The organism is Pediococcus ethanolidurans (assembly GCF_964062635.1).
GTDB lineage: Bacteria > Bacillota > Bacilli > Lactobacillales > Lactobacillaceae > Pediococcus > Pediococcus ethanolidurans.
The window spans coordinates 1,356,783-1,381,750 of the sequence record NZ_OZ061250.1; the positions used below are offsets into that span (position 1 = coordinate 1,356,783).

Here is a 24,968-nt window from a genome sequence, read left to right on the forward strand (position 1 = left end):
TTAAAAGTTAGTCAAATGGCCACCAAGAAATTTTCTTGCCAGTCCTTGGACCTTCAGTTTTATAATTATATTTGGTGTAAATGTTGCCAGCTTGTTCACGCATGACTAATGGAATCTGTGCTTTTTTCAACAAACGAGTGTTAGAAACATAAGAACCCTTATGTTGAACTACAGCCCAACGTTTATTTGCGGTGTATTGACCTGTAGAAAATTGTAGCCAACTGCCGCTGCCAAAAACATTATCAGAAACAAATGCATATACACGTGTGCCTTGTTGATGATTTTTAGTTGGCATGGGCAAAACCGTGTACCCAATTTGCGTTTTAAGAAACGGATTTAGACGATCAATGCCTGCATTTTGTGTAGCACGACCATAGCCTAAAAGAATCAAGACTGCTAACATTAGTAGAAATAAACTAACAAGTGCGACAAATAGATGTTTGTACTTTTGCTTGGAACGGACATCAGTACTGATTTGCTTGACAACTGGATTTTTTTCACCTTTCAATAAAGTATCTAACGAAAGATTTAAAATATGACTAATTTAAACTAAAGTATCTAGATTAGGATAGCTCAAATCGTTTTCCCATCGTGACAGTGTTTGTCGAGTTACATGAAGTTGGGCTGCTAAATCCTGTTGAGTTAAATGTAATTGTTTCCGGGATGCTCGTAATTGATCAGATAATTTCATTATTTTCTCCTCCATTTCTATCGTACCTGCTAAGAAGCAAAAAGTAACGCAATTATCCTGTTACATTTGTCCGATTTTAGGAATATTTTTAAACTTAAATTGATTAGACACAAAATGTAAGTGAGATTTTTTTATTTGGCTTCAGTCCAATATTTAAGTAGATAAATGTTAATTAGTGAAAACAGGATGACCCAGAGAAGCATGAAACCACTTAAAATAAAGAGGGGTCCTATAATTTGATAAAGAGTACCCATAGAGTAAACAGGTGAGAAAAAATTATTTACATAGTTTCCAATTGTATTATCAATGGTACTTAAAACGAAAAAGAGGAGAAAGAAGACGACAATGTAAAGTACAAGTTGGATAAATCCTTGTTTAGTTTCAGGTAGAAAAGTACTAATCATTTTACCCAAAAGGTGCACCATGCTAATAAAAGTCCAACCAACTAGTAGTAAGGTAAAAATCAACGAAAGTCCACTGGTCACATAACCAAATAAATGACTAGTGTTGGGCATGTTAAAATCAGCTAAATCAAGTGAACCTAGAAGACCTGTAATGATAGTTTCCAGTATTAAGAAATACACAAAATTTAAAAAAGTAGAAAGCAGGTTAGAAATATATAAGCGCGTGTCTGTAATCGGGATGAGGCGGAAAACACTGTTTGTCCAAATGTGCTCAGTTCTTAAAGCTAGCAGAACAAAAATTACCATAGTGGCCAACATGCCATATGATGCGAAGAAGCCAACGGGGTCCATAGCATTGATATGACCTTGCTGCCATAACTGAATAATTAGTGTAATTACCAAGGCAAGTAATTGAAGACCAATTACTTTGTGGACACTTGAGCTTTTTTGTCTGATCATCGTTCTCATGAGTTTTATTGAACTAGTCATTTTCTTTACCCCCTGTATAGATGCTTTCGTAGTAATCCTCAATACTTTGACCGTATTCTTCGCGAATTTTATCGGCCTTTTCTGAAACAACCATTTTTTTATCTTTAATAATCAAAACGGCATCCAAAATATTTGCCACGTCATCAACATGATGATCACTGATTAAGATTGTGGCATCAACGGGCTTCCATTGAAGAATACTTGCAATAATCTTTTTGCGACTCATACTATCAATTCCGTCAAACGGTTCATCCAGTAGATAAAGCTGAACTTGACGTGACAGTGTGATAGCAATAATAAATTTCATTCGATTTCCTTTAGAGAGATTACCTAATCGTTGGTGCAGATCCAATTCAAGAAATTCTGCCAATCTTTTGAAGGCACTCTCGGAAAAGTCTGGATAAACGGCCTGATAAAACTCAGCAATTTTTTCCATACGATCATGACTGTTAACGCCATCCAGCTGATGACTAAAGCTGACCAATTGTTTGCGTTCAATATCTTGGGTATTGCCGTTGATACTAATTTCTCCATGAAACCCTTTAGCTGCGCCACTTATTAATCGCATGAGGGTCGTTTTACCGGCTCCGTTAGCACCTAGAAGGCCAATAATACTGCCACTTTCTGCTGAACAATTTACTTGTTTAAGGATACTAGTTAAGTTCCTCTTGTAAGAAAGATCGTTAATCGATAATATTTCAGTCATGGTGTACTTCCTTTCGCGAATTAATGTAGTTATTTAGATATTTCAACATTTCGTCTGGTGTTATTTTTAAGGCAGCTAATTGGTCATACAAATTGCTTACCTGATCTTCAACGACATTTCTTTTTAAATTAGTCAGGGTTTCTGCATCAGTTGTAACAAAATTGCCTTTACCACGTTTAGAAATTAAAACTTTTTCATTAATTAATTCGCTTAAGGCGCGCTGAATGGTGTTGGCATTTACAGTTAAGGTGACGGCCAATTGACGCACGGCTGGTACTTTTTGCCCAGGTTGCAAGTTATTAATGATAATTTCGCGATAAATATATTGTTTGATCTGGTAATAAATAGGAATCTTATCATTGAATTTCATATTGTGCCTCCTTATTAGTGTTTTAGTTTACTAATACACTATAAATCTAAGAATAAAGTTTTGCAAGTATTTAACTAAAATAAAAATGAGTTATCAACTGACACACGTTTTAAAGTTCGATATAATCAAACTAACTAGACGGAGGAATTGGAATGACAAACAAGCAAAGAATGTTGAACAGTCAATTATACGTGGCAAATGATCCCGAATTAAAACGAGATTTTCATCACGGTCGGGTGTTGACGCGCCTTTTTAATAACACGACTGAAGAGCAGATGGATTATCGAAAAGAGTTGCTAAAAAAACTTTTTGGCTCGGTTGGTGAACATGTTTTTATGGAACCACCATTTCATATTGACTATGGATTAAACACAACAATTGGCAAAAACTTTTACGCAAATTATGACTGTATTTTTATTGATGTTGGCTGCATTACCATTGGTGATAATGTGATGTTTGGACCTCGAGTTGGTCTTTATACCGCTGGACATCCAATTGATGCCGATGTTCGGATACAAGGCTATGAGTATGGTTATCCGATCACAATTGGTAATAACGTTTGGATTGGTGGAAATGCTGTGATTAATCCTGGTGTAACCATTGGTAATAACGTGGTCATTGGTTCAGGTTCAATCGTCACCCATGATATTCCGGATAATGTAATTGCAGTTGGCAATCCCTGTCGTGTTTTGCGTGAAATCAACGAGGCAGATAAGCAGAAATGGGAAACACAGAAACGTGAATATATTGCTGAAATAGAAACTGATTAAAATCTTAGTTGTGAAGTCGGATTATTCAAAAGAGAAGAGGTAAAGCAAATAAAAACAAAATCCATTATCAATACAATGAAGGGCTTTTTTATTGGAATTGCCCTAGTGATACCAGGTTTATCTGGTAGTATGTTTGCAGTTGTGGTTGGCTTGTACGAGCGGATGGTTGAGGCAATTTCGACATTTCGAAAACAACCGCTTAAAAATATTAAATTCTTACTCCCTATTATGATTGGAGCAGTTATTGGTATACTAGCTTCAACTAAGTTAGTACTGTGGCTTTGTGAGCAGTTTCCAGTGATGAGTTATGGTTTTTTTATCGGTCTCGTCATTGGTGTTTTGCCGTTTGTTTATAAAAAAGTGAGTTTCCAGAAGTTTAACTTTTTCGATGCAATTCTAGCTATTTTGGGATTTGCGTTCATTATGTTTGTGAGTCACCAGGGTACAGGAGGTCTAAGCGATTTTGTTGCAATGAGTCAATTACGAACCTTGAGTGACTGGGGTGTGATTGCATTTGCAGGATTTTTTGCGATCTCCATGATGATGATTCCAGGAATCTCTGGTGCGGTCATGCTAATGATGGTGAATCAGTATGGAACCATTTATAATTCGGTGGCAAAACTACTAGATACGGTGATGTTTTTACTAGTCGGAAAATTCGATCAGGCCAAACAGGCCTTTTCTTCAGTTATAATCTTATTACCGTTTATCATTGGTGCAGTGCTTGGTGTGATTCTAATGGCAAAGGTTTTAAACTATTTATTACACAAATACGCTCACCAGGTATATTGTGCGGTATTTGGAATTGTTGTTGCCGGCATATGGATTTTAATGGAACTTGCGCTTCAAGGAGCGGCTTTGAATGTGCAAAACAGTGGATCATGGTTCGGCGTGATCGTAATTTTAATTGTTGCTATTATTGTTGGTGTGTTAGCAACGTTGTTTTTGGATAACCAAGAACCAACAGACGTATAGGAAGATCTGAAACTGTTGGCAAATGTCCAGCAGTTTTTTTCTTAAGTCTTTGTAAGCGCTTGCTAAAAACAAAAAAACATGTTAGTCTATTCATAGATTTAAATATTTAAATGTATGGATAGAGGTGAGCCTATGGAAGAGGTAACGATGGAACCGAAGCAAAAGGCAGCTTTAGATGAATTTATAGATGACTTGGATATTTTGAATGCATTAGCTGACAAGCATCGGCAACGGATTATTATTTTATTGGGATCGCGGTTGAAGCAGGGAATGACAGTTGGAGATCTTACAACGCAATTAGATATCTCACAGCCGGCTGTTTCACATCATTTGAAAATTTTGCGATCGGTGAATATTGTGGATTCGACGAGAAATGGATTGGAAAATACGTATCGTTTAACCTTAGATGATACACTGGAGCGGCTGGAACGAATTGTTAAATTGATTCGGGGGTCGAATGCATAAGTGGACATCCGTATGAGGATAAGATTTTACTGAAAGTAAAATAGACATTAATAACGAAAAGGAGCCATTCCGAGTTAGTGCTTTAGCACTTAGTGAGGATGGACATCCGTATGAGAATAGGATTTTTCTGAAAGAAAAATAGACATTAATAACGAAAAGGAGCGGATACAATGGCAAAAGCATATATGATTGGAACTGGAATTGGTAATTTAGCAGCAGGCATCTATCTAATTCGTGATGGTGGCTGGAGTGGCGACCAGATTACAATGTTTGGCCTTGAAAAGCATGGTGCAAATGATGGTGCTGAAGTTTCAGCTTATGAATCAGAATATGGCAATCCAAAATTAAGTAATAATAAGGGATTCTTGGCAAAAGGTGGCCGAATGCTGAACGAAGAAACTTATGAAAATTTATGGGATGTTTTACGTTCGGTACCTTCATTAGATAATCCTGGTCAGTCAGTTACAGATGATATCTTAAACTTTGATCATGCACATCCAACCCATGATGTTGCACGTTTAATGGATCGTGTAGATGGTATTCGTAATAAAGGCGATCAAAAAGATTATAGTCATATGCAGTTTAATAATCAGGATCGCTTCTTATTGACCAAACTTATGATGTTACCAGAATCAAAGGAACCACAACTCAACGATGTTAGCATTGAGCAGTGGTTTGCGAAGAGTCCTCACATTTTCACAACTAACTTCTGGTATATGTGGCAGACAACCTTTGCGTTTAAGAAGGAAAGTTCGGCCATAGAACTCCGTCGTTATATGAATCGAATGATTTTGGAGTTCAGTCGAATTAATACTTTGGCTGGTGTCACTCGGACACCATATAATCAGTATGAAAGTATCATTTTACCGATGCGCAAGTATTTGACCGATCATGGTGTTAACTTTGTCAATAACCGTAAAATTACTGAGTTCGAATTTAAAGATACACCGTTGCGCGATGATATTATTGTGACTGGTTTAAAGTATGAAGAAGTGGACAATGATAATCAGACCGGTGAAATTGAAATTTGTGAAAATGATTTCGTCTTTGATACCAATGGTGCCATCACTGATAGTTCGTCAATTGGTGATTTAAACACACCAATTAAAGAAAATATGGAATATGCACCAAGTGCGGCACTTTGGAAACAAGCAACTGAACACTTTTATAATTTAGGTAATCCAGATAAATTCTTTGCGGATCGCAAACAAAGTGAATGGTTGAGTTTTACAGTAACAACTAACAATCATTTCTTGTTAAATGAAATTTCCCGTATTACTCAACAAGAACCAGGTAATGCGTTGAATACATGGATCGACAGTAGTAATCTCTTATCCATTGTTGTTCACCATCAACCACATTTTCATACTCAAAAGGAAAACGAAACGGTCTTCTGGGGTTATGTCATGTATCCACGGCGCAAAGGTGATTACGTCGATAAGCCATTTATCGAAATGACTGGTAAAGAAATGTTGGAGGAACTCTTAGGCCATCTGGCAGCCGTTGATCCAGCTCGGGATAACATTTCTGATCATACCGAAGAGATTATGGACAGTATTGTAAACGTTATTCCAGCATACATGCCATATGCTAGTGCTTTGTTTAATCGTCGTGCTGTTGGCGATCGTCCGGCTGTTGTACCAAAGAATTCTAAGAATTTGGCATTTATTAGCCAATTTGCGGAAATGCCGTTCGACATGGTCTTTACAGAACAATATTCGTTCAGATGTGCACAAGTGGCTGTTTATCACTTCATGGGAATTCCTGATAGTGAGTTAACCCCATTGCACCATTACGAAAAACAGCCAAAGGTTTTGGCAAGAGCTACAAAGACCATGTTCAGATAAATTAAATCACTAGACCACTATGACTGAGAGCATAGTGAATGATAATAAAAATGAGAATTATGAACCGATTTTACTATCGGTAATCATAATTCTCATTTTTTGTTAGTCAATTTGTTTACCATTTACGATCAACACATCAACATGCTTTTCTTTTTGATCTTTTTCAGGAGGAAGCGTCATGTAATCATCATACATGCGAGTTAAAATGCGATCATACGCTTCTGGAATTTTGACTTGAATGTCCTCGAAAGGATGGGAAATTAATTCAGAAATTTCAGCCTGATTCAAAACTTCTTTATCATAGGCATATTGGGAAGCATAGTTTTTGTAATGATGAAAGGGTTCCTGGTTATATAAACGCATAATATTTTCACGTTTTTCTTTCAACTTTGCTACAGACATGTAATGATTAAGATCATTGGTTTCTGGATCTTTACGGAAGGGCGTTTTGATGATGTTGTAGCCAAGACGTAAAAGAATACGAGTATCAAAATAGCGAAAACGACTATAGACAGCACGTCTAATTTCTGGTTGACGAGGGACTTTGTCAAACGGAAAGATATCAACGAAAACACCTTTTCTAGCGTCATTCACATTGTTGCGTTCTTCGATGTAGGCATCAGTATCAATCATTTTCATGTAACTGAAAGCAAAATTGGGATCTGTATCAGCCGTTTGAATAAAATAATGTTCATTTTGTAAGAGTGCTGGTGCAATCGAAGCAAAACGGTCATATTCGTCGCGACGCATACCAATATCTACATCATCGTCCCAAGGAATAAAGCCATTGTGACGAATTGCACCCAACAAAGAACCACCAATTAAAAAATATTTAATATGGTGAGATTCGCAAATGTTAACGAACTTTTTTAAGGTGTTTAATTCGATTCTATGCAACTCGCTTATTTGCGACATAAATCAGTGTTCCTCCAAATTAGTATTAGCTTAAGTGTACATGATTTTAGTTAGGATTTAAACATATGCCAAAGGTTGATGGTAGCTTCCAGCAACATGCCAATTGCCATCATATACATGGCAATCATGTTTTGATGAACAAAAACGAAGTAAGTTAGAATTAAGTAGAAAATGAAAAATAAAATTGCAGTAAGTTTAGAATTACCTGTCATTAGAAAGCCTCCAAATATTCAAACTACCTTTATTTTAGTTTAAAATGTTTCTAATTGCTACCATTCTATGAAAACGATGCCATTAAAAATTAAGTTTTTGAAAAGGTTGGGGAATAAATCCGAGTTTAACAGTTGACAATTATATTGCTAACCCTTATCATTAATACCTAAGATTAGGTTTTAAATGCGAAGAGTCATGGAGGATTTTACAATGAGAAAAACCAAAAATGCGTTATTAGAATATTTATTGAAAAATGTCCAGAATGCGGATCTTGTCAACAAACTGTTGGTTACAATGGTTTCTCGTGGTCAAATTGCCTTGATTCCAGCAACTAATTCTACTTCACAATCACGTAAATAAGTGAGTTAATTGCTTTTGTAGGTGATTGTGATATAGTAAAACTGTTGTTATGGGGTCGTTATGGATTCGACAGGTATAGGTTGAGTTCGGATTGCGTTTCGTAGGTTACGTCTACGTAAAAACGTTCAGTTTAAATTATAACTGCAAAAAATAATAACAATTCTTACGCTTTAGCTGCTTAATAACGGCTTAGTGTAGATCTGCCTGGCATCGTCCATGTGTTAGATACAGGTCTTAAATTTAGTGGACTTACGCAAGTTGCTCCCATCTGAAGTGACTTGAAGAGACTAATCAGATTAGCTAATCAAGAGAACCCTGACATACGGTGTTTTGGTTAGTGAAATTTAAATAGTATGCCTATGAACGTAGATATCTGGGTGGCAATATGCTTGGACGCGGGTTCGATCCCCGCCGGCTCCATTAAGTGAATATGATAGATGTGAATAGTCTTCAGAATGCCGGTTTTATGCGGTTTGTTCTGGAGACTATTTTAATTACTAATATTTGTTCAGTTCAAAATAAGATTCACCAGAAAGTTAATTCACGATTGACAACAGGTGAAATTCTCAATATCATTAACTAGCTGTTCATTTTAAATTAGTGGAACAGTTATTTTTGTTTAAGGAGCGTTTTTTATGGCCTATCGTGTAAAAGATACGGAAAATAATAAATTTATTTGGACTTATTTAGATTTAGTGGAAGTTAGTGTTTCTGAGAAAGATGCAACAAAATTTGAAACCTATGAAGAGGCGTCAGACTATTTAGAAATGGCAAAGATCTTAGTCAAAAATACTGATGAACGGTATTCATTTGTCATCGAAGAAATTTAGTGAGGATTAAAAATTGAAAAAAAGAAAAGCTACTAATTGGCTGGTAACTTTATTCGTAATTATTGCTGCATTGTTGGGTGTCAATCGACAATCGGTCAAGAATTATATCGATCAAGAATTGGGACAAAATTTATCTGAGCAGATTAAAACAACCAATAAAAACAACGGTATTCAAAATGTTAAAGATGATAATTTACGTAATTTGACATTTAAAAGTGGTGGTACCGCGTATTTAAAAGTAAATGGTAATAAAAGTACTTTGAGTACAGCTGCTTGGAAAATAAATAAAATAAGTTATGGCAGTTTAGACAACTTGAATCGAACAACTATGGTAACTGGTTATTTGGAACGACGTAATTTGGTTCGATCAAGCACACGTACTAGTCAAGATTGGCGACCTACAGGCTGGCATCAAAGGGCAGTTAGTATTAATGGCCGGCGAATTGAGATACTTAACCGTGGACACCTCCTAGCTTATTCAATTACTGGTAAATTTAATAAGGACGGCCAATATAATGTTAATGAGTTAGGATCGCTGGACAATCCTAAAAATTTAGCAACCCAAACGGAATTTAGTAATCAAAAAACTATGCAAATTTTTGAGGGAAAAGTTCGCAATGCTTTGGAAGCAAATAAAAAAGTGATTTATCAGGTTTCAACTGTTTTTAAGAATAAGGACTTAATGCCAATTGGTTATCATTTACAGGCATTATCAACAGATAAATCACTTGATTTTAACGTGTTTGTTTGGAATGTCGAACCGGGGATTAAATTTGATTATGCAACTGGACGTTCTAGGATTGATCGGTCAATGAAAGTAAGTGACTCAACTGAATAGTTATATAACAGTGGAGGCTTGAAAAAGGTTTCTACTTTTTTGATTAAACGTAAGAAATAGTGCCTTGAAATATCAGTTGATTAATATTAACTAACTTCCAGGGGAGATATCGTGATTGCTGATTTAAAAAACACGGAATAGTGTGTTAGCCTTTTCATCGAAACCGATAATGTCAGTTATCAATGTTTACAATATTAGTTACAAAATTTTTTGGGGGGAATTAAGATATGTTAAATAAAAAAGGTTTAATTGGTATAGTTTTAGTGGTAACAATTTCATTATTTATGAATTTGGTTGGCGTAGCAGATGCAGCTACCACGAGTGCAAACTCAAATAATTCGTCTGACTCAGAAAGTATCGATAGTTCAGAACAAGGCGCTACAATGAAGGATCCAACTTCGAATATAAAAATAACAGTGGAAAAAGCATCTTCTTCAAACATGAATAACTCGTCTCTAGATTCTTCTGAAAATGATGCGAGAGAAGAATGGATCTGAGTCAAGTTTTTAGACACGATTACGTAGAATTTCTAACTGACTAATTGTTCCTTTTCATCTGGAGTTAAATAGCCATCGGCACTAATGATCCGCCGAGAATTATAAAATCCTTCAATGTAACTAAATTGAGCCAAATTGGCTTCATGATAGTCTTTGTAAGTCCGTTGGTAAACCTCCTCCTTCTTGAAGCTGGCATGAAATGACTCCACCACAGAATTGTCATACGGATAGCCACGTTTACTGTAAGAGTGCCGGATAGCGTGTTGCTTCAATGCTGTTTCAAGGGCAGTACTTCGATACTGGCTGCCCAAATCAGTATGCAGAATCAAACCAGCCTTGACAGTTCTAGTTTCACAAGCTTGATTAAGTACGTTGACAACCAACTCGGTTGTCATGTGTCGGCTTAATTTATGAGCGATAATTTTGCGAGAATACAAGTCCATGATGATTGCCAGATAGCACCACCCATCAGTTTTGGTCGGAATATAGGTAATATCAGCAGCCCATTTTTGATTAGGTTTGACAGCTTTAAAGTCTTGTTTTAACAAATTAGGGTAGGTCATTTGGTCAATATAGTTGTTGTGCTCATAGCGCCACTTTTTGACGACAATTGACCGGAGGCCTAGGTGTCGCATCAGCTTTTGAACCAGCTTCAAACTGGCATGATAGCCCTCACGTAAAAGTTCCTCGTGAACTTTAGGAGCGCCATAAACCCGCCGATGATCAAAGTAGATGCGTCGGATTTGCTGGTATAAAACTTGGCGCCGCTTAAACTGTTCGGGCTTAGTCTGGTGCTGGTACTGATAGTAGGTTGATCGACATAAGTGCAACGTCTGACAGACTTCTTTAACGCTATGCGCTGATGCCGTTACTTTAATAGCTGACTGCCAATCTTTGATGCTTACTTTTTTGCGAATATGGTTAATGCTTTTTTTAGGATATCGTTTTCACTTTCCAGCTTGGTAATTCTTGCCTGCATTTCTAATAAGTCGGCCTTGGAGACCCCGGTATCATTATCTTTCTTGTACAAATCATTCCATTTATAAATGGTGGCACTGGCAATCCCATATTCGCTGGTAAGATCAGTGACTGATGTCCCGCTTTCATACAGCTGAACGATCATTTTCTTGAATTCGACAGAATATCTCTTTCTTTTGCTCATAAGACACGATCCTCTCTAGTAGAAATTCTATCAAATCGTGTCCACACTTTCATCCTAAGTCCAGAAAGTATTGAAAAAGGTGCCACAATGAGAGACCCAAGTTTTTATATGGAAGAAAACAAGAAAACGCACGTAATCAGATGGAGCAGAACGCCGTTTCCAAAATCAATGGAATCTTCTGATTGGGTTGGCCTTGATAGCATAGATGATTCATCTTCAACATCTTCAACATCTTCGAATAATAAGAATGATGCCCAAGCGGATAGTAAGGCAGATAAAACAAAGTCCGTTACAAATGCTAATCCTACAGGCACGACAAACAAAAAGAATGTTGTTGCTAAAAAAGCGAGTAAAACTAGTACGATAAAAAGTACTTCTAACAAAGATATTTCTAGTAAATCAAGCGTTTTACCACAAACATCTGGAAAGAATGGTAGTTTCGTATCAGTAATTGTGGGTATATTATTATTCTCTGTGTTTACGCTTTGGACTTTTAAGTATGAGTTGATAAGTAAACATAAAATGTAAATCGAACGTACAAAGAGTTGCAATATTCCTCTACGTGTTATCAAATAGACTATGTATTAATTTGTTTGATAAATGTGAAGGATCTTTTTTTATTTTCTTTACAATAGAGACTGATCGTTCAAGCATGAGCTCCATTTCTGTAGCTAATTGAAGTAGGTTTTATGTGATTACGACGTTATTTTTGGTTAATCAGTATATCTAGTTGTTAACTGAGGGAGGATAGAACACATGGCTAAAAAATATCATCGGGCTTTTGGGGTTTATGGCATTATTGCCAGTAATGACAAGTTAGTAGTTATTAAGAAAAATGGGGGTCCGTATATTAATCGTTATGATTTACCCGGTGGCAGTTTAGAAGATGGGGAATCATTGGATAAAGCAATCTATCGAGAAATTAAGGAAGAAACGCATTTACAGCCTCAAAAGATTAGTCAGCTTGGTACAATTAGTTTTAAGTATCCTTGGCATTATAAAAGATGGAAATACAATCAACATATTTGTGTTTTCTATCGAATTGAAACTTGGCAAGGCAATCTTGCCGAACAAGTTGCGCAATTTGTGGGACAAGACTCCATGGGAGCAAAATTGTTATCAACAGCGAGTTTAAACGAAAAAAACGCTTCTCCTTTAGTGTTAAAGGCAAAAGCCATTATAGAGAATAATTTTAGTTTTGAACCAACAGATCAAGTTTTTTCCGAATGGAAAGTTTTACAAACACCAGTTTTTTAAGAAATATCTTGCCAGTATTGAATGGTTTCAGGTAGTTTATCGTAGTCTTTAAAAACATTCGGTTTTAGGTTAGCTAATTTTAGTTCTGAAAAAGATTGCCAAACCAGCGGTCTTTTTTTGTTGGTGTGAGAAGGTATCTTATCGTTGGTTTTTAATAGATATAATAAAACAATTTGTTGAAAACTTTCCGTTTGAGAGGGCATTTGATGTTCAATAACCCATAACAGACGTTCAACTTGTACATGAATGTGAAGCTCTTCAAAGAATTCTCGTTGGATGGCATCTTGAGATGATTCACCGAATTTCACGCGACCACCAATAAAGACAAAATCCGCTTGAGGATCGGTTGTTTCCGAAACCAAGTAGTTCTGATTATGTTCAAGTAAACCGGCAGCCCGCACGTTAAATTTGAATTTTCCTTTAGAAAAAACAATATCATTTAGATCAGGATTCATAAGAATTACTTCCCTTCAGTAGTGAGTAACGGTTTAAGTTTACCTCAATAATTAAAATTTAGTTCAAAAAATTTGAGTAGTTACCGTACTTGTTTTCGATAAATAACGTTTTATTTAAACTTAATATAGGAACGATATGATAAAGATCAGAACTTATTAAAAAATTTAAAACGTTCCTAGGTTTAATGCAAGGATTGAATTATACTAGGATCATGGAGAAATTTATAAAGAGGGGTACGTATGAAAATTTTAATGATCGAAGACAATAAATCAGTATCTGAAATGATGGGAATGTTTTTCAAAAAAGAACAATGGGATGCTTCCTTTGCTTATGATGGGAATGAAGCTGTTGAAATGTTTAAGAGTGCTCCTGATGATTGGGATATGATCACCCTTGATTTGAACCTTCCTGGGAAGGATGGTATGGCGGTCAGCTCAGAGATTCGCCAGATTTCGCAAACAGTGCCAATTATCATGTTAACGGCACGTGATTCTGAAAGTGATCAAGTGCTGGGTTTGGAAATGGGCGCAGATGATTATGTAACGAAACCATTTAGTCCGATTACTTTGATTGCGAGAATTAAGGCCCTTCATCGTCGTGCACAGATGGGGACGACGAATTCTGCCGATGAAGAGAATACGCAACAAACAAATTATGATGTTGAAACCGGTAATTTTAAACTAAGTTCTTCAACTAGAGAAGCTTACTTGGATGGCAAATTAATTCCGGATTTAACACCTAAAGAATTTGATTTGCTGAAAACATTGGCACAGAAACCAAAACAAGTCTTTTCTCGTGAACAGTTATTACAACTAGTTTGGAACTATGAATTTTATGGGGACGAACGGACAGTTGATGCGCATATTAAAAAACTGCGTCAAAAGATAGAAAAAGTTGGACCACAAGTCATTCAAACAGTTTGGGGAGTCGGCTATAAGTTCGACGATAGTAAGGAGAACTAAGTATGAAATTGAAACTCCTGTATCAGCAAATGTTGGCCTTTTTTGCGGTTATTTTTACGACCGTAATTATATTTGGTTTGGCCTTTATTCAGTTTTCCAATCGAATGGTTTATCAAGACACATGGAAACAACTTGAGAGCTATGCTGACAGTGTTTTTCAACAATCAATTGTGGTTAATTCTAATGGTGAGTTTGAAGGCATTCAAATGGCAGGTTTGGAAAATAGTGAGCGACTTTTGGCTAATCAATCCATTCACTTCACTATTTATAATAAACAAAACACGATTGCGTATCCCAAAACAGGAATTTCACCAAACATAAGTAAGAGTCAGTGGACCAAATTAAAGGCTGGCGAAACCTTAACTACGAAATCCGATCGCCGTTTTAATCAAGCAGGTAACAGCCGGACGCAATCAATGACTGATATTATTAAGCCTTATCGTAATGAAAGTGGCGAAATTATTGCGGTTGTTTCCGTTGGGTCTCCGGTAGCCAATATTCAGTCTAATATGCGAAAAATTCAACATAATCTATTGATCGCCTTTCTTATTTCTGGTTTAGCAGCGATTGTGATTGCTTACGGATTAGCAAAATATTCTGTTTCGCGAATTGATCGCATTCGAAAAGCCGCACATAAAATTGGCGAAGGAAACTTTGATATTACGGTTCCAACTAAGGGAAATGATGAAATTGATGGTTTGGCATCTGATTTCAATCACATGACTAAATCGCTTAAGGCTTCGAATGAGGAAATTAAACGCCAAGAACAACGACGACGGGAATTTCTGGCGGATGCAGCGCATGAAATGAGAACGCCGCTAACAACGATTAATGGGCTTTTAGAGGGCTTGACGTATGATGCAATTCCAGAAGAGAGTCGAGAAGAAAGCCTCCAGTTGATGAGCAATGAAACCAAACGGTTGATTCGATTGGTAAATGATAATCTGGATTACGAAAAAATTCGTACAAATCAAATTATCTTGAATCGGCATGAAATCAACGTTCACGAAGTGGTGAATAATTTAGTTGAACAGCTGCAAAAGAAAGCTAATGAAGCTAAAGATCAGTTTATTACGCAAGTTTCTGATAAAGTAACGGTCTATGCGGATTATGATCGCTTTGTGCAGATTATGTTTAACATTATGCAAAATTCAATTCAGTTTACAACCGGTGGCACTATTACGATTACAGCTCGCAATGATGCTGATAAGAATTGCATCATTTCAATTAGCGATACTGGTATTGGTATGTCTGAAGATCAAATGAAAAATATTTGGGAACGCTATTACAAAGCTGATGCTTCCCGGAAGAATACGAAATATGGTGAATCAGGGCTAGGAATGGCTATTGTTCATCAACTTGTGAAAGCACATAAGGGAACGATTAGTGTTGCTAGTGAGTTAGGTAAGGGAACCACATTTACTGTGCAGTTACCTTATGAAGAACCCAAAAATGAAAATAAATCTCTGAAATAATAACTATGAATGCAAAAAGCGACGTTGAAAAATAATTGCACTAGGCCCTGTCAAGTTGACAGTTGAAATAATATAAATTTTTGGTTTTTACCTAAATGGCTTCATTCCAGTATTCATCTGGAGTGAGGCCATTTCTTTGTGCCGAACGATTTTGATGGTTAAAATATTCAATTCCATCTTCAACGAGTTTCACCAGCTCTTTATACGTCTTGGCCATTGGATGATGATCCATCCAGCGAAGCTTAAACTCATTCCACCAACGTTCCATTGGAGCGTTGTCATATGGTGTACCTGGCCGAGACATGCTTCGTTCTACTTCAAATTGGTTCAAAAAATTGTTAAATGCCCCCGATGTATAAGCTGATCCACGATCCGTATGGATACGTGGATGAACGTCACCGGCGGCTACGAACGCCCGCTGAAAGACTTGTATTTCAGCTGAGCTAGTCTCGGTATCGCTGAGATTGTACGATAGTAATCGACGCCCATAGAGATCTAATACGCCGCTTAAACGTACTTTATACTCACCATTCACGCCATACGAAAGCTCTGTTGAGTCAGACAACCAAACCTCGTTTGGTGCACTAACTTCAAAATTCTGGTTCAGTAAATTGTCTTGAATATATTGCTCATTTTGTTTGATGCGATTGTGTTTTTTCTTTCGAATTTGACAATGAATACCAAGGTCTCGCATGACCCGCCGCACCATCTTAAAGGTCACTAAAAAGTCAATTTCTTCGTCTTGCTGTAGATTAGTCAGAAGATTTCCAGCACCAATACCCTGATGATGAAAATTAAACCAATATTTGGTACGTTCTTTGAGTTTCTTATCGTGGCCTTCCCAAATTGTTTCTTCACGGTTGAGCCCCTTATAATAAGCCTGGCGGCTTACACCAATAACGCTTAAAAGTACCGATAACGAGCCCCGATCCTCTTGACTGACATCCTTAATTGCTTGATAGGCCAGTCGATGTTGTTTTTTCACCCCTTGTGCTGAAGTTCCTGCAATTTTTTTGCGAATTTCTCTATAATTTCTTTCTCTTTGAGCTGGACCTTAAGCTGGCGAATTTCAAGTTTTAACTGTTCATTTTCCGTTAGTTCATCTCGTTGCTTTCGATGTCCACGATTATCCATTAAAGCTGGATAACCGTTGGACTCAGCTTTGCGTACCCACAATCTAGCTTGCTGATAAGATACTTGAAAATGTTCTGCAGCTTCAGAATAGCTGTGTTTGTCCTTAGTAACATACTCTACAACTTCAATCCGTTCTTCAAAGGTAGTCTTACGGCTCATAGTAGGGACCTGCTTTCTAGACGGTGACACCGTCACAGTTTTATCCCTATTATACCTAGAAATCCAGTTACGTAGTTGTGTATGTGAATGTAAACCAAATTTAATTGTTAGTTCTTCAAGAGTTCCTTCTCCAGCCAAGTACGCCAGAACGGCTGTTAGTTTAAGTTCTTTAGAGTAATGATTATTTTGGCGTGCTTCTTCAAGCCCTTCGATACCATCACGCTCATACCGAGTCTGCCAACGCTTCAACGACTTTGCGCCAATGTTAAATGTTTTCGCAAATGCTGCATAAGATGTATTGGCTTGCTTGAATTCTTCTAGAATTGTTAGTTTTTCCAATGCTGTATATTTAGATCTGGGCATAATAAAAATCCCTCCATGATTATCAGATGATTTATATTATTTCATCTGACAACCACAAAGGGATTATCGCAAATTCAACGTCGCTTTTATTTTAATGTACAAAAAAACAGAAATTCGATTGAATTTCTGTTTTGATATTAGCTAGATTATTTAGCAGCTGGAGTACCGAACCATTCGATACGGCTTTCAACTGTGTCTTTAATAGCTTTTGTACCAGGTGCAAGTAATTTACGAGGGTCATAACCTTTAATATCATTTTGGTCATGTCCTTCTTCAATATACTTACGAGTTGCAGCTGCGAAAGCCATCTGGCATTCAGTGTTAACGTTAACCTTTGCAACACCCATTGAAATAGCTTTTTGGATTTGTTCCTTAGGAATTCCTGAACCACCATGTAAAACAAGTGGAGTAGAAATTACGTCAGCTAATTCTTGGAGACGTTCGAACTTCAAGCCCTTCCAGTTTTCTGGATATTGGCCATGGATATTACCAATTCCACAAGCAAGGTAATCAACACCAGTTGCGGCGATTTGTTTAGCTTCTTCAACATCAGCTAATTCACCTTCACCAATGATACCGTCTTCTTCTCCACCAATTGAACCAACTTCGGCTTCAACGGACATACCCTTAGCATGTGCCAACTTAACGATTTCCTTAGTTTTTTCTAAGTTTTCTGCAAATGGTAAATCATGACCATCAAACATAACAGAGTTGTAACCAACTTCGATACATTCTTTAGCAGCTTCGTAGTTACCATGGTCTAAATGCATGATAACTGGAACTGTGATGTTCATTGACTTCATAGTTTGTTGAACTAAGTTTAAGCAAAGTTCATAGCCGCCCATGTATTTAGCAGCTCCCATAGAAGTTTGGATCAAAACTGGTGTGCCCTTTTCTTGAGCAGCGCCAAGAATTGCACGTGTCCATTCCAAGTTGTTAGTGTTAAAAGCACCAACTGCATAGTGACCTTTGCGAGCTTCAGCAAAGATTTCGTTACCATTAACTAATGACATAAATAAAATCCTCCCAAAATATATTACAACGATGTGTAAAAGGTTGCATTAAACGAACACTTCCATTTTAACACATTTGTTTCTGAAAATGCAGATCAATTTTTGACCTTCTTCTATGGGAGAAACAGAAAGTGATAGAAATTCAAAAATTACGAATAAAAGATAAAAATAAAAACTGAATTGATTAAAAAAGGTCCGTTTTTTGGACTAGGCCAATATTTTTATGTACGAAAAATAAGTAGCTTAAAGTGTACTAATAGCAACGATTATCAGTTAATTAGATTACTATATCAATTAAATTTAATAATTTATCACTTGTAAAAACGGTTACTATCCTGTTAAAATGTTTCTTTGTCTTGGTATGACGTTAATTTAGAGAGAATAAGGAGAATTTATAATGGGTATCATAATTGCACTGATCCCAGCAATTGCTTGGGGAAGTATTGGACTTGTGTCAGGCCGTTTGGGCGGATCGGCACCTCAACAAACTTTAGGGATGACAATGGGAGCCGTTGTATTTGCGGTATTTACTTGGTTTTTATATCAACCAACGCTATCATCTAAAGTTTGGATTGCAGGTATTATCTCAGGTTTGTTTTGGGCAGTTGGACAAGGCATGCAGTTTACCTCAATGAAAAAAATTGGTGTTTCAAAAACTGTGCCACTTTCAACTGGACTACAGCTCGCTGGAAATGCCCTTGCTGGTGTATTGATTTGGCATGAGTGGACAACCGGTAAAATGATCACAATGGGAACTGTTGCGGTTATTGCTTTGATTACTGGTGCGACTTTCACGTCTTTGCGGGATAAAAGTGATAAGGAACATAATAAAGATGAAGATATGAGTGCCGGAATTCGAGCACTTGTTATCTCAACGATTGGTTATATCGGCTATACCTTAGTTGTCCGTTTTGCAAACGTAAATGCTAAAGCCGTTATTTTACCGCAAGCAATTGGGATGTTTGCTGGTGCTGTTGTCTTTGTGTTTATTTCTAAGGCAGCTGTAACAGCATTCAAAAATGGCCATACTTGGGCAAACATGATTACTGGATTAGTTTGGGGCATTGGTAATATCTTTATGTTCCTGGCAATTCCAAGCGTAGGTCTTGCAATTAGTTATTCTTTGGCACAGGCCGGAATTGTAATTTCAACATTTGGAAGTATTTGGTTGTTGGGTGAACATAAAACACATCGTGAAATGCAATACGTTATTTTTGGATCTGTCTTGATTATTATTGGCTCAACCTTGTTAGGATTAATGAAATAGAATGAAACATTATTAAAACAGTAGAAATACTGCTTTTTTTATATATTTTTTGCGCTAATATAGGTGAATAGGGGGAAAGATGTTAGCTAATAAAACTAAAATTAATTGCTTAGCAAGACATCTAAATTGGTATGATGAAAAATATATTTACAGTAAGAAATATCGTAATTATTGTATATTTGCTTTTAATTTGGGCTGGGCTTTTAGATGGTAATGGTGTTTTATCAATTTTATTAAAGGTGATTTTAACGTTATTTATTATTTTTGAGTTAGTTCAAACGTTTCATAAATCGGTTAATACAAAGTAATTTCTAAATTTAAGTTGATCTATATTTCTGATGTGGGTCAATTTGGTTACGCTTCAAATTTTAGTAATCGGGTGTATAATAAATTAGTGGAACATTAAAAATACAAAGTGAGGTAAAAAAACAATGGCACATATTTCGTTTGATGGTTCAGCTGTTTCAAAATTTGTTCATTATAATGAACTTGCTGAAATGCAACCACTTGTTACTGCAGCAGATAAGGAATTACGTGAGGGTACAGGAGCTGGCAATGACTTCCGTGGTTTCATTGATTTACCAGTAGACTATGACAAAAATGAGTTTGCTCGTATCAAGTCAGCAGCTAAAAAGATTCAGAACAATTCTGAAGTCTTTGTTGCAATTGGTATTGGTGGTTCATATTTAGGTGCACGTGCTGCAATTGATTTCCTTGGAAATACTTTTTACAACTTACTGCCTGAAGAACAACGTAATGGTATTCCTCAAGTGTTCTTTGCAGGAAATTCAATTAGCTCAACTTACTTAACTGATTTGGTTAACTTGATTGGCGATCGTGATTTTTCAATCAACGTTATTTCTAAATCAGGAACAACTACTGAACCTTCAATTGCATTCCGTGTTTTGAAGGAGAAGTTAGTTGCTAAATATGGTAAAGATGGTGCTAAGGAACGAATCTTTGCAACAACTGACAAAGCAAAAGGTGCTTTGAAGACTGAATCTGATGCAGAAGGTTACGAAGAATTTGTTGTGCCTGATGATATTGGTGGTCGTTTCTCAGTTCTCTCTGCTGTTGGCTTGTTACCAATTGCTGTTGCTGGCGGCGACATTGATCAATTAATGAAGGGTGCTGCTGATGGTCGTGATGCTTATAAAGATCCCGACGTTACAAAGAATGACGCATACAAGTATGCTGCTTTACGTAATATCTTATATCGTAAAGGCTACACAACCGAATTGTTAGAAAATTTCGAACCAACATTGCAATACTTTGGCGAGTGGTGGAAACAGTTAATGGGTGAATCAGAAGGAAAAGATCAAAAAGGTATTTATCCTTCATCAGCTAACTTCTCAACTGATTTACATTCACTTGGTCAATATATTCAAGAAGGCCGTCGTAACCTTATGGAAACAGTTGTCAACGTTGACAAACCTAACCATGACTTGAACATTCCTAAGGAAGATAAGAACCTTGACGGACTTAAGTATCTTGAAGGCCGAACTATGGATGAAGTTAATAAGAAAGCTCATCAAGGAGTTACTTTAGCTCATAACGATGGTGGCGTTCCTGTTATGAATGTTAATATTCCTCAACAAGATGCTTACACATTAGGCTACTTAATTTACTTCTTTGAAGCAGCCGTTGGTATTTCTGGTTACTTGAACGGGATTAACCCATTCAACCAACCTGGTGTCGAAGCGTATAAGAATAATATGTTTGCTTTACTTGGCCGTCCCGGCTATGAAGCACAAACAAAAGAACTTAACGAACGCCTTGATAAATAAGGCTTTGTAAAAATTCTTTAAAAACAAAAAAGTCCTACAAAACTGACAAATGTTTCTTCATGTGAAGATTCGTATATTTGATAGTTTTGGGGACTTTTTTATGCCAAATTTTAATAACTATTGGTTGACTTTTGAGCAAAATTTCTTTACTATTATGGTGATATCAAGTTGATATTAAGTGAGGTGACCGGGCTTGGCGAATGACCAAAAGGATAAACGCTTCTTATTACGCTTAGATCAGGCTTTGTATGATCGATTAGCCTTGGAAGCAAATCGAGCTAATCAAAGTGTGAATATGTATATTGTCAGTTTATTATCAGAGAATCATGGTACAAAGAGTTTTGAAAATCGACAGATAATTGGTCAAACCGTTTCTGGAGCGGATGTTAATATGGACAATGGTCTTGTACTGGTTTCTGGAATTTATTATCGTTACTTAATTAATGATAATTCAGAGGTTGATGATAAAGCAAAATATGCTGTGATTGAAGCAAATGGAAATATTTTGACCTTGCAAAAAATTTAAGCCATTGGGGGAGATAGGATGGCAAATCGTCAAACGCATTCGTTTGGATTTTGGGGACAGATGCAAGCTGCGATGAACGGTGATTATATAAATCAGTATCAAAAAGCTCAACAAGATGCAGTTAAGAAGCGACAAAAATCAACGCAGAAGTTGGCCGATCAGGATGAAAAAATTACCCAGAGCAAACCAGAAAGAACGGTTCATGCACGGGTAAAACGGAGGAGTTTTAACATGCCATTTGGACTTAGAATTGTACCACAAAATAATCGTGGGTTAGTTGAAACGTTAGGTAAATACAAGCGGAGTGTGGAACCAGGATTTCATTTTTACTGGCCATTTTTCCAGAAAATTAGACCTGTAAGTTTAGCGATGGAGCCTTTAGCTTTACCAAATTATTCAATTATCACTAAGGATAATGCGGATGTTTCGGCCAGTTTAACCTTAAACTTTCATATAACGGATCCTGTGAAATATCGGTATGAAAATACCGATTCAGTTGAATCCATGGCACAGTTAGTTCGTGGACATTTGCGTGACATTATTGGCCGGATGGATTTAAATGAGGCATTAGGATCAACCGCCAAAATTAATCAAGAGTTGACATTAGCAATTGGAGATTTAACCAACACCTATGGAATTAATGTGGATCGAATCAACATTGATGAATTGACGCCTTCGCGTGCGATTCAAGAAGCCATGGATAAACAGTTGACTGCCGATCGTGAACGCGTGGCAACAATTGCTAAAGCTGAAGGAGAAGCTAAGTCAATTGAGTTAACTACCAAGGCCAAAAATGATGCCTTAATGGCTACTGCCAAAGCTGAGGCTGATGCAACTAAAACGCGTGCCAATGCTGAACGTTATCGAATTGATACTGTGCAGGCCGGATTGGCTGAAGCAACTGATAAGTATTTTCAAAACCAGTCGATCAATGCGTTTTCAGATTTAGCAAAATCAAATACAAACATGGTTGTGGTGCCATCTGACAGTTCTGACGAGTTCGGTAAGATCCCAGTAATTGGTAAATTGCTGGGAACGAGAGACGACCAGAAACATAATTTATAAGATAAGTTAAAAAATTTATGATTAGCTACTGCGAATTTATTCGGGTGGCTTTTTATGTATAATTAGGAAATCAAACACATTAAGAAGTAGTTTATCACTAGGATGTGAAGGCATATGCGAACGCAAACAAAAGTAAATTTAGTACAAGGGTTAGTTGGCGCCATTTTGTTATTGCTGCTCTACATTAGGATCAATAATTATTACCAGCTGACTCGTAGATGGGTCACAACATATACAAATCAATTACGATTCTATATCAGTTCGTTATGGATTCTGGCAGTATTGATGATTATCATCATGATAGTGTTCTTTGTTTATTCTGATCGGTCTCAAATTCAAAAAAATCTTGTGTTGACTCTTGCACTGCTAGTTGTAGGTACTGGTGTCGTTTTTCAATTTTTAAATCAACCAGATTATACACGGGAACACGTTACACCTATTCCACTTTCAACAAACCAAGTTATTCAAAAGGTTTATAAATCAAAATATAGTTCATATGAGGATGGATTTTACTTTTATAATCCTGACAGTGGGCAGTACAAACAAATAAAAAAAGAAGTTCGGCGATATTCATTAAGTAGTCAAACTGACCTTTATAGTGTGAATATGAAAATGTTACATGATAAATTAGGTGAAAAGCGATATAAACAGTTACTTAAAAAAGTAGGCATCAAAAGTAACAATGCAATAATTTTCACCTATCGAGATGATGGTGTGAACCGGGTTAAAACATTTAATCGACCGCAGATTTTATAATCAAGTTAGCCACCTTGTAAAAATGGTCAAATAAAAAGACACCAAGACGAAAAAATCAGGTATCATTGAAGTTCCTACACTAAACAATGAAAGAGGTTTTCGTCTTGGCGCAAGAACAGCTTACCATATCTCACTCAAAGGGTCATCATTTAACACCAATTGAACGTGGAAAAATTGCGGGATTGCTTGCTGCAGGCAAATCTGCTCGTCAAATTGCGACGGAACTTGGTGTTTGCCATCAAACTATCAATAACGAACTCAAACGTGGCTGTGTTCAACAGGTAAAGAAGATTAATGGTAAAGAACAGTACTTCAATATCTATGCTCCTGATACAGCTCAAATTCGTTATGAAATGAATCGTCAGCACTGTCATCGACCATTAAAATTCAAACACATTACTAATTTTTTGGCCTACTTTGATGATCATTTCCATCAAGATCATTGGTCACCTGATGCAGCAGTTGGCTTCGCCCACAAACATCATTTATTTAAGCGTACAGAGATGGTCTGCACTAAGACCCTCTATAACTATATTGATGCGCAATTATTAGAAATCCGCAATCTTGATTTGCTTGAGAAAACCAAACGGCGTACGAAACATCACTGGTCGCATAAACATCGACGTTTGATTGGTAAAAGTATTGAAGAACGACCTAAGCGTGTCGACAAGCGCAATGAATTTGGCCACTTTGAAATTGATACCGTGGTTGGTAAACGTAGTGGCCATGAAAGTGTCCTATTGACCTTCACTGAACGTAAAACTCGTTTTGACTTTATTCGTTTGATTGAAGGCAAAGATGCTGACTCCGTAGCCTATGCCATTAAAGGGATTTGTGCTGAATTTGGTGATCTGATCAAATCCGTTACCGCTGACAATGGAACGGAGTTCACAACCTTGGAAGAAGCTTTAACTGGCATTGCTGATATCTATTATGCCCATCCGTATAGTTCTTCTGAACGAGGAACCAATGAAACTCATAACCGCATGATTAGACGTTATTTACCTAAAGGATATTCATTAGATACAATTAGTCCTAAGACTGTTGCCCTGGTTGAAGCACGTCTCAACCAACTACCACGACGTATCTTAAAGTACCAAACACCTGAAAAAGCTTTTCAGATTGAAGCAGCGCGCGCTCGCAAAACTCGCATTGCTTAATCATTTATTCCAATCTTCAATAGATATTCTGACATGCCCCGCAACTTCGCCTGCGG

31 protein-coding genes and 1 other RNA gene are annotated in these 24,968 nt (G+C 36.8%); 19 read left to right on the forward strand and 13 right to left on the reverse strand.

Annotated elements, in window-relative coordinates:
• Nucleotides 1–7: 7 nt before the first annotated feature.
• From AB3219_RS06665 to AB3219_RS06685, 5 genes are all read right to left on the reverse strand, one after another.
• Nucleotides 8–508 (reverse strand): hypothetical protein, encoded by a 501-nt coding sequence (locus AB3219_RS06665; RefSeq protein ID WP_367369381.1) that lies wholly within the window; start codon nt 506–508, stop codon nt 8–10.
• 36 nt (nt 509–544) lie between these two features.
• Nucleotides 545–691: a helix-turn-helix transcriptional regulator gene (locus tag AB3219_RS06670; protein WP_263766130.1), complete on the reverse strand. Its 147-nt coding sequence runs from the start codon at nt 689–691 to the stop codon at nt 545–547.
• A gap of 131 nt (nt 692–822) precedes the next feature.
• Entirely contained in the window at nt 823–1,584 is a 762-nt protein-coding gene (locus tag AB3219_RS06675; protein WP_216754532.1) for a hypothetical protein, read from the reverse strand.
• Complete coding sequence (locus AB3219_RS06680) at nt 1,577–2,290, reverse strand: ABC transporter ATP-binding protein (RefSeq protein ID WP_216754533.1); 714 nt, start codon at nt 2,288–2,290, stop codon at nt 1,577–1,579. The genes AB3219_RS06675 and AB3219_RS06680 overlap by 8 nt, the downstream gene beginning before the upstream one ends.
• The gene (locus AB3219_RS06685; protein WP_216754534.1) at nt 2,283–2,660 is read right to left on the reverse strand and encodes a GntR family transcriptional regulator; all 378 of its coding nucleotides are present in this window, start codon (nt 2,658–2,660) and stop codon (nt 2,283–2,285) included. Before AB3219_RS06685 ends, AB3219_RS06680 begins: the two co-directional genes overlap by 8 nt.
• 152 nt (nt 2,661–2,812) lie before the next feature.
• Here AB3219_RS06685 and AB3219_RS06690 point away from each other — a divergent pair, with 152 nt between their 5' ends.
• The 4 genes from AB3219_RS06690 (at nt 2,813) to AB3219_RS06705 (ending at nt 6,717) form a co-directional block, all read left to right on the forward strand.
• Entirely contained in the window at nt 2,813–3,430 is a 618-nt protein-coding gene (locus AB3219_RS06690; protein WP_216754535.1) for a sugar O-acetyltransferase, read from the forward strand.
• 66 nt (nt 3,431–3,496) lie between these two features.
• The gene (locus tag AB3219_RS06695; protein WP_367119801.1) at nt 3,497–4,405 is read left to right on the forward strand and encodes a DUF368 domain-containing protein; all 909 of its coding nucleotides are present in this window, start codon (nt 3,497–3,499) and stop codon (nt 4,403–4,405) included.
• A 132-nt stretch (nt 4,406–4,537) separates the two neighbouring features.
• Nucleotides 4,538–4,870 (forward strand): helix-turn-helix transcriptional regulator, encoded by a 333-nt coding sequence (locus AB3219_RS06700; protein ID WP_263807570.1) that lies wholly within the window; start codon nt 4,538–4,540, stop codon nt 4,868–4,870.
• A gap of 170 nt (nt 4,871–5,040) precedes the next feature.
• Nucleotides 5,041–6,717, forward strand: a complete 1,677-nt coding sequence (locus tag AB3219_RS06705; RefSeq protein WP_263807571.1) for an oleate hydratase — start codon at nt 5,041–5,043, stop codon at nt 6,715–6,717.
• Nucleotides 6,718–6,819: 102 nt separating this feature from the next.
• Here AB3219_RS06705 and AB3219_RS06710 read toward each other — a convergent pair whose 3' ends face one another.
• A complete protein-coding gene (locus tag AB3219_RS06710) occupies nt 6,820–7,632 on the reverse strand; it encodes a phosphorylcholine transferase LicD (protein WP_216754538.1) in 813 nt (270 codons plus the stop codon).
• Nucleotides 7,633–7,682: 50 nt separating this feature from the next.
• Nucleotides 7,683–7,844 (reverse strand): hypothetical protein, encoded by a 162-nt coding sequence (locus AB3219_RS06715; protein WP_164481579.1) that lies wholly within the window; start codon nt 7,842–7,844, stop codon nt 7,683–7,685.
• Between the two features lie 211 nt (nt 7,845–8,055).
• On the opposite strand from AB3219_RS06715, the gene AB3219_RS06720 reads away from it, so the two are divergent.
• The 5 genes from AB3219_RS06720 to AB3219_RS06740 all read left to right on the forward strand — a co-directional run bounded on the left by AB3219_RS06720 (nt 8,056) and on the right by AB3219_RS06740 (nt 10,370).
• Nucleotides 8,056–8,205 (forward strand): hypothetical protein, encoded by a 150-nt coding sequence (locus AB3219_RS06720; RefSeq protein WP_164481578.1) that lies wholly within the window; start codon nt 8,056–8,058, stop codon nt 8,203–8,205.
• Between the two features lie 51 nt (nt 8,206–8,256).
• Nucleotides 8,257–8,628: a transfer-messenger RNA gene (gene ssrA, locus AB3219_RS06725) on the forward strand.
• A gap of 212 nt (nt 8,629–8,840) precedes the next feature.
• Nucleotides 8,841–9,035, forward strand: a complete 195-nt coding sequence (locus AB3219_RS06730; RefSeq protein ID WP_216754539.1) for a hypothetical protein — start codon at nt 8,841–8,843, stop codon at nt 9,033–9,035.
• A 13-nt stretch (nt 9,036–9,048) separates the two neighbouring features.
• Entirely contained in the window at nt 9,049–9,873 is an 825-nt protein-coding gene (locus AB3219_RS06735) for a DNA/RNA non-specific endonuclease (RefSeq protein ID WP_367369382.1), read from the forward strand.
• 227 nt (nt 9,874–10,100) lie between these two features.
• A complete protein-coding gene (locus AB3219_RS06740; RefSeq protein WP_260365556.1) occupies nt 10,101–10,370 on the forward strand; it encodes a hypothetical protein in 270 nt (89 codons plus the stop codon).
• A 32-nt stretch (nt 10,371–10,402) separates the two neighbouring features.
• On the opposite strand, the gene AB3219_RS06745 is transcribed toward AB3219_RS06740, so the two are convergent.
• Nucleotides 10,403–11,296: an IS3 family transposase gene (locus AB3219_RS06745; RefSeq protein WP_318528878.1), complete on the reverse strand. Its 894-nt coding sequence runs from the start codon at nt 11,294–11,296 to the stop codon at nt 10,403–10,405.
• On the reverse strand, nt 11,272–11,532 hold the full coding sequence (locus AB3219_RS06750) for a transposase (protein ID WP_034529615.1): 261 nt from the start codon (nt 11,530–11,532) through the stop codon (nt 11,272–11,274). The genes AB3219_RS06745 and AB3219_RS06750 overlap by 25 nt, the downstream gene beginning before the upstream one ends.
• An 87-nt stretch (nt 11,533–11,619) precedes the next feature.
• Between AB3219_RS06750 and AB3219_RS06755 the strand changes: the two genes are divergently transcribed.
• Nucleotides 11,620–12,060, forward strand: a complete 441-nt coding sequence (locus AB3219_RS06755; RefSeq protein ID WP_263807613.1) for a hypothetical protein — start codon at nt 11,620–11,622, stop codon at nt 12,058–12,060.
• A gap of 228 nt (nt 12,061–12,288) precedes the next feature.
• Nucleotides 12,289–12,789 (forward strand): NUDIX hydrolase, encoded by a 501-nt coding sequence (locus tag AB3219_RS06760; RefSeq protein ID WP_216763213.1) that lies wholly within the window; start codon nt 12,289–12,291, stop codon nt 12,787–12,789.
• Here the strand turns inward: AB3219_RS06760 and AB3219_RS06765 are convergent.
• A complete protein-coding gene (locus AB3219_RS06765; RefSeq protein WP_216754712.1) occupies nt 12,786–13,244 on the reverse strand; it encodes an NUDIX hydrolase in 459 nt (152 codons plus the stop codon). The two genes, AB3219_RS06760 and AB3219_RS06765, sit on opposite strands and share 4 nt — an antisense overlap.
• 240 nt (nt 13,245–13,484) lie before the next feature.
• Between AB3219_RS06765 and AB3219_RS06770 the strand changes: the two genes are divergently transcribed.
• Nucleotides 13,485–14,207: a response regulator transcription factor gene (locus AB3219_RS06770; RefSeq protein WP_057807954.1), complete on the forward strand. Its 723-nt coding sequence runs from the start codon at nt 13,485–13,487 to the stop codon at nt 14,205–14,207.
• Between the two features lie 8 nt (nt 14,208–14,215).
• Complete coding sequence (locus AB3219_RS06775) at nt 14,216–15,682, forward strand: HAMP domain-containing sensor histidine kinase (RefSeq protein WP_216763214.1); 1,467 nt, start codon at nt 14,216–14,218, stop codon at nt 15,680–15,682.
• Between the two features lie 91 nt (nt 15,683–15,773).
• On the opposite strand, the gene AB3219_RS06780 is transcribed toward AB3219_RS06775, so the two are convergent.
• The 3 genes from AB3219_RS06780 to AB3219_RS06790 all read right to left on the reverse strand — a co-directional run bounded on the left by AB3219_RS06780 (nt 15,774) and on the right by AB3219_RS06790 (nt 18,351).
• Nucleotides 15,774–16,667 carry an IS3 family transposase gene (locus AB3219_RS06780; RefSeq protein ID WP_367369383.1) on the reverse strand — a complete coding sequence of 298 codons (894 nt, stop codon included), beginning with the start codon at nt 16,665–16,667 and terminating at the stop codon, nt 15,774–15,776.
• Nucleotides 16,664–17,338: a helix-turn-helix domain-containing protein gene (locus AB3219_RS06785; protein ID WP_367369384.1), complete on the reverse strand. Its 675-nt coding sequence runs from the start codon at nt 17,336–17,338 to the stop codon at nt 16,664–16,666. Before AB3219_RS06785 ends, AB3219_RS06780 begins: the two co-directional genes overlap by 4 nt.
• Nucleotides 17,339–17,484: 146 nt before the next feature.
• On the reverse strand, nt 17,485–18,351 hold the full coding sequence (locus tag AB3219_RS06790; RefSeq protein WP_057807955.1) for a class II fructose-bisphosphate aldolase: 867 nt from the start codon (nt 18,349–18,351) through the stop codon (nt 17,485–17,487).
• 397 nt (nt 18,352–18,748) lie between these two features.
• Here AB3219_RS06790 and AB3219_RS06795 point away from each other — a divergent pair, with 397 nt between their 5' ends.
• The 6 genes from AB3219_RS06795 (at nt 18,749) to AB3219_RS06820 (ending at nt 24,912) form a co-directional block, all read left to right on the forward strand.
• Entirely contained in the window at nt 18,749–19,618 is an 870-nt protein-coding gene (locus AB3219_RS06795; RefSeq protein ID WP_057807957.1) for a GRP family sugar transporter, read from the forward strand.
• Nucleotides 19,619–20,049: 431 nt separating this feature from the next.
• Nucleotides 20,050–21,405, forward strand: coding sequence for a glucose-6-phosphate isomerase (locus AB3219_RS06800; protein ID WP_216763176.1), 1,356 nt, complete (start codon nt 20,050–20,052; stop codon nt 21,403–21,405).
• 193 nt (nt 21,406–21,598) lie between these two features.
• Nucleotides 21,599–21,931: a toxin-antitoxin system HicB family antitoxin gene (locus AB3219_RS06805; protein ID WP_057807961.1), complete on the forward strand. Its 333-nt coding sequence runs from the start codon at nt 21,599–21,601 to the stop codon at nt 21,929–21,931.
• Between the two features lie 231 nt (nt 21,932–22,162).
• Nucleotides 22,163–22,996, forward strand: a complete 834-nt coding sequence (locus AB3219_RS06810) for an SPFH domain-containing protein (protein ID WP_216754272.1) — start codon at nt 22,163–22,165, stop codon at nt 22,994–22,996.
• 114 nt (nt 22,997–23,110) lie between these two features.
• Nucleotides 23,111–23,752 (forward strand): hypothetical protein, encoded by a 642-nt coding sequence (locus AB3219_RS06815; protein WP_367369385.1) that lies wholly within the window; start codon nt 23,111–23,113, stop codon nt 23,750–23,752.
• Between the two features lie 86 nt (nt 23,753–23,838).
• Nucleotides 23,839–24,912 (forward strand): IS30 family transposase, encoded by a 1,074-nt coding sequence (locus tag AB3219_RS06820; RefSeq protein WP_216763238.1) that lies wholly within the window; start codon nt 23,839–23,841, stop codon nt 24,910–24,912.
• Nucleotides 24,913–24,968: the final 56 nt, after the last annotated feature.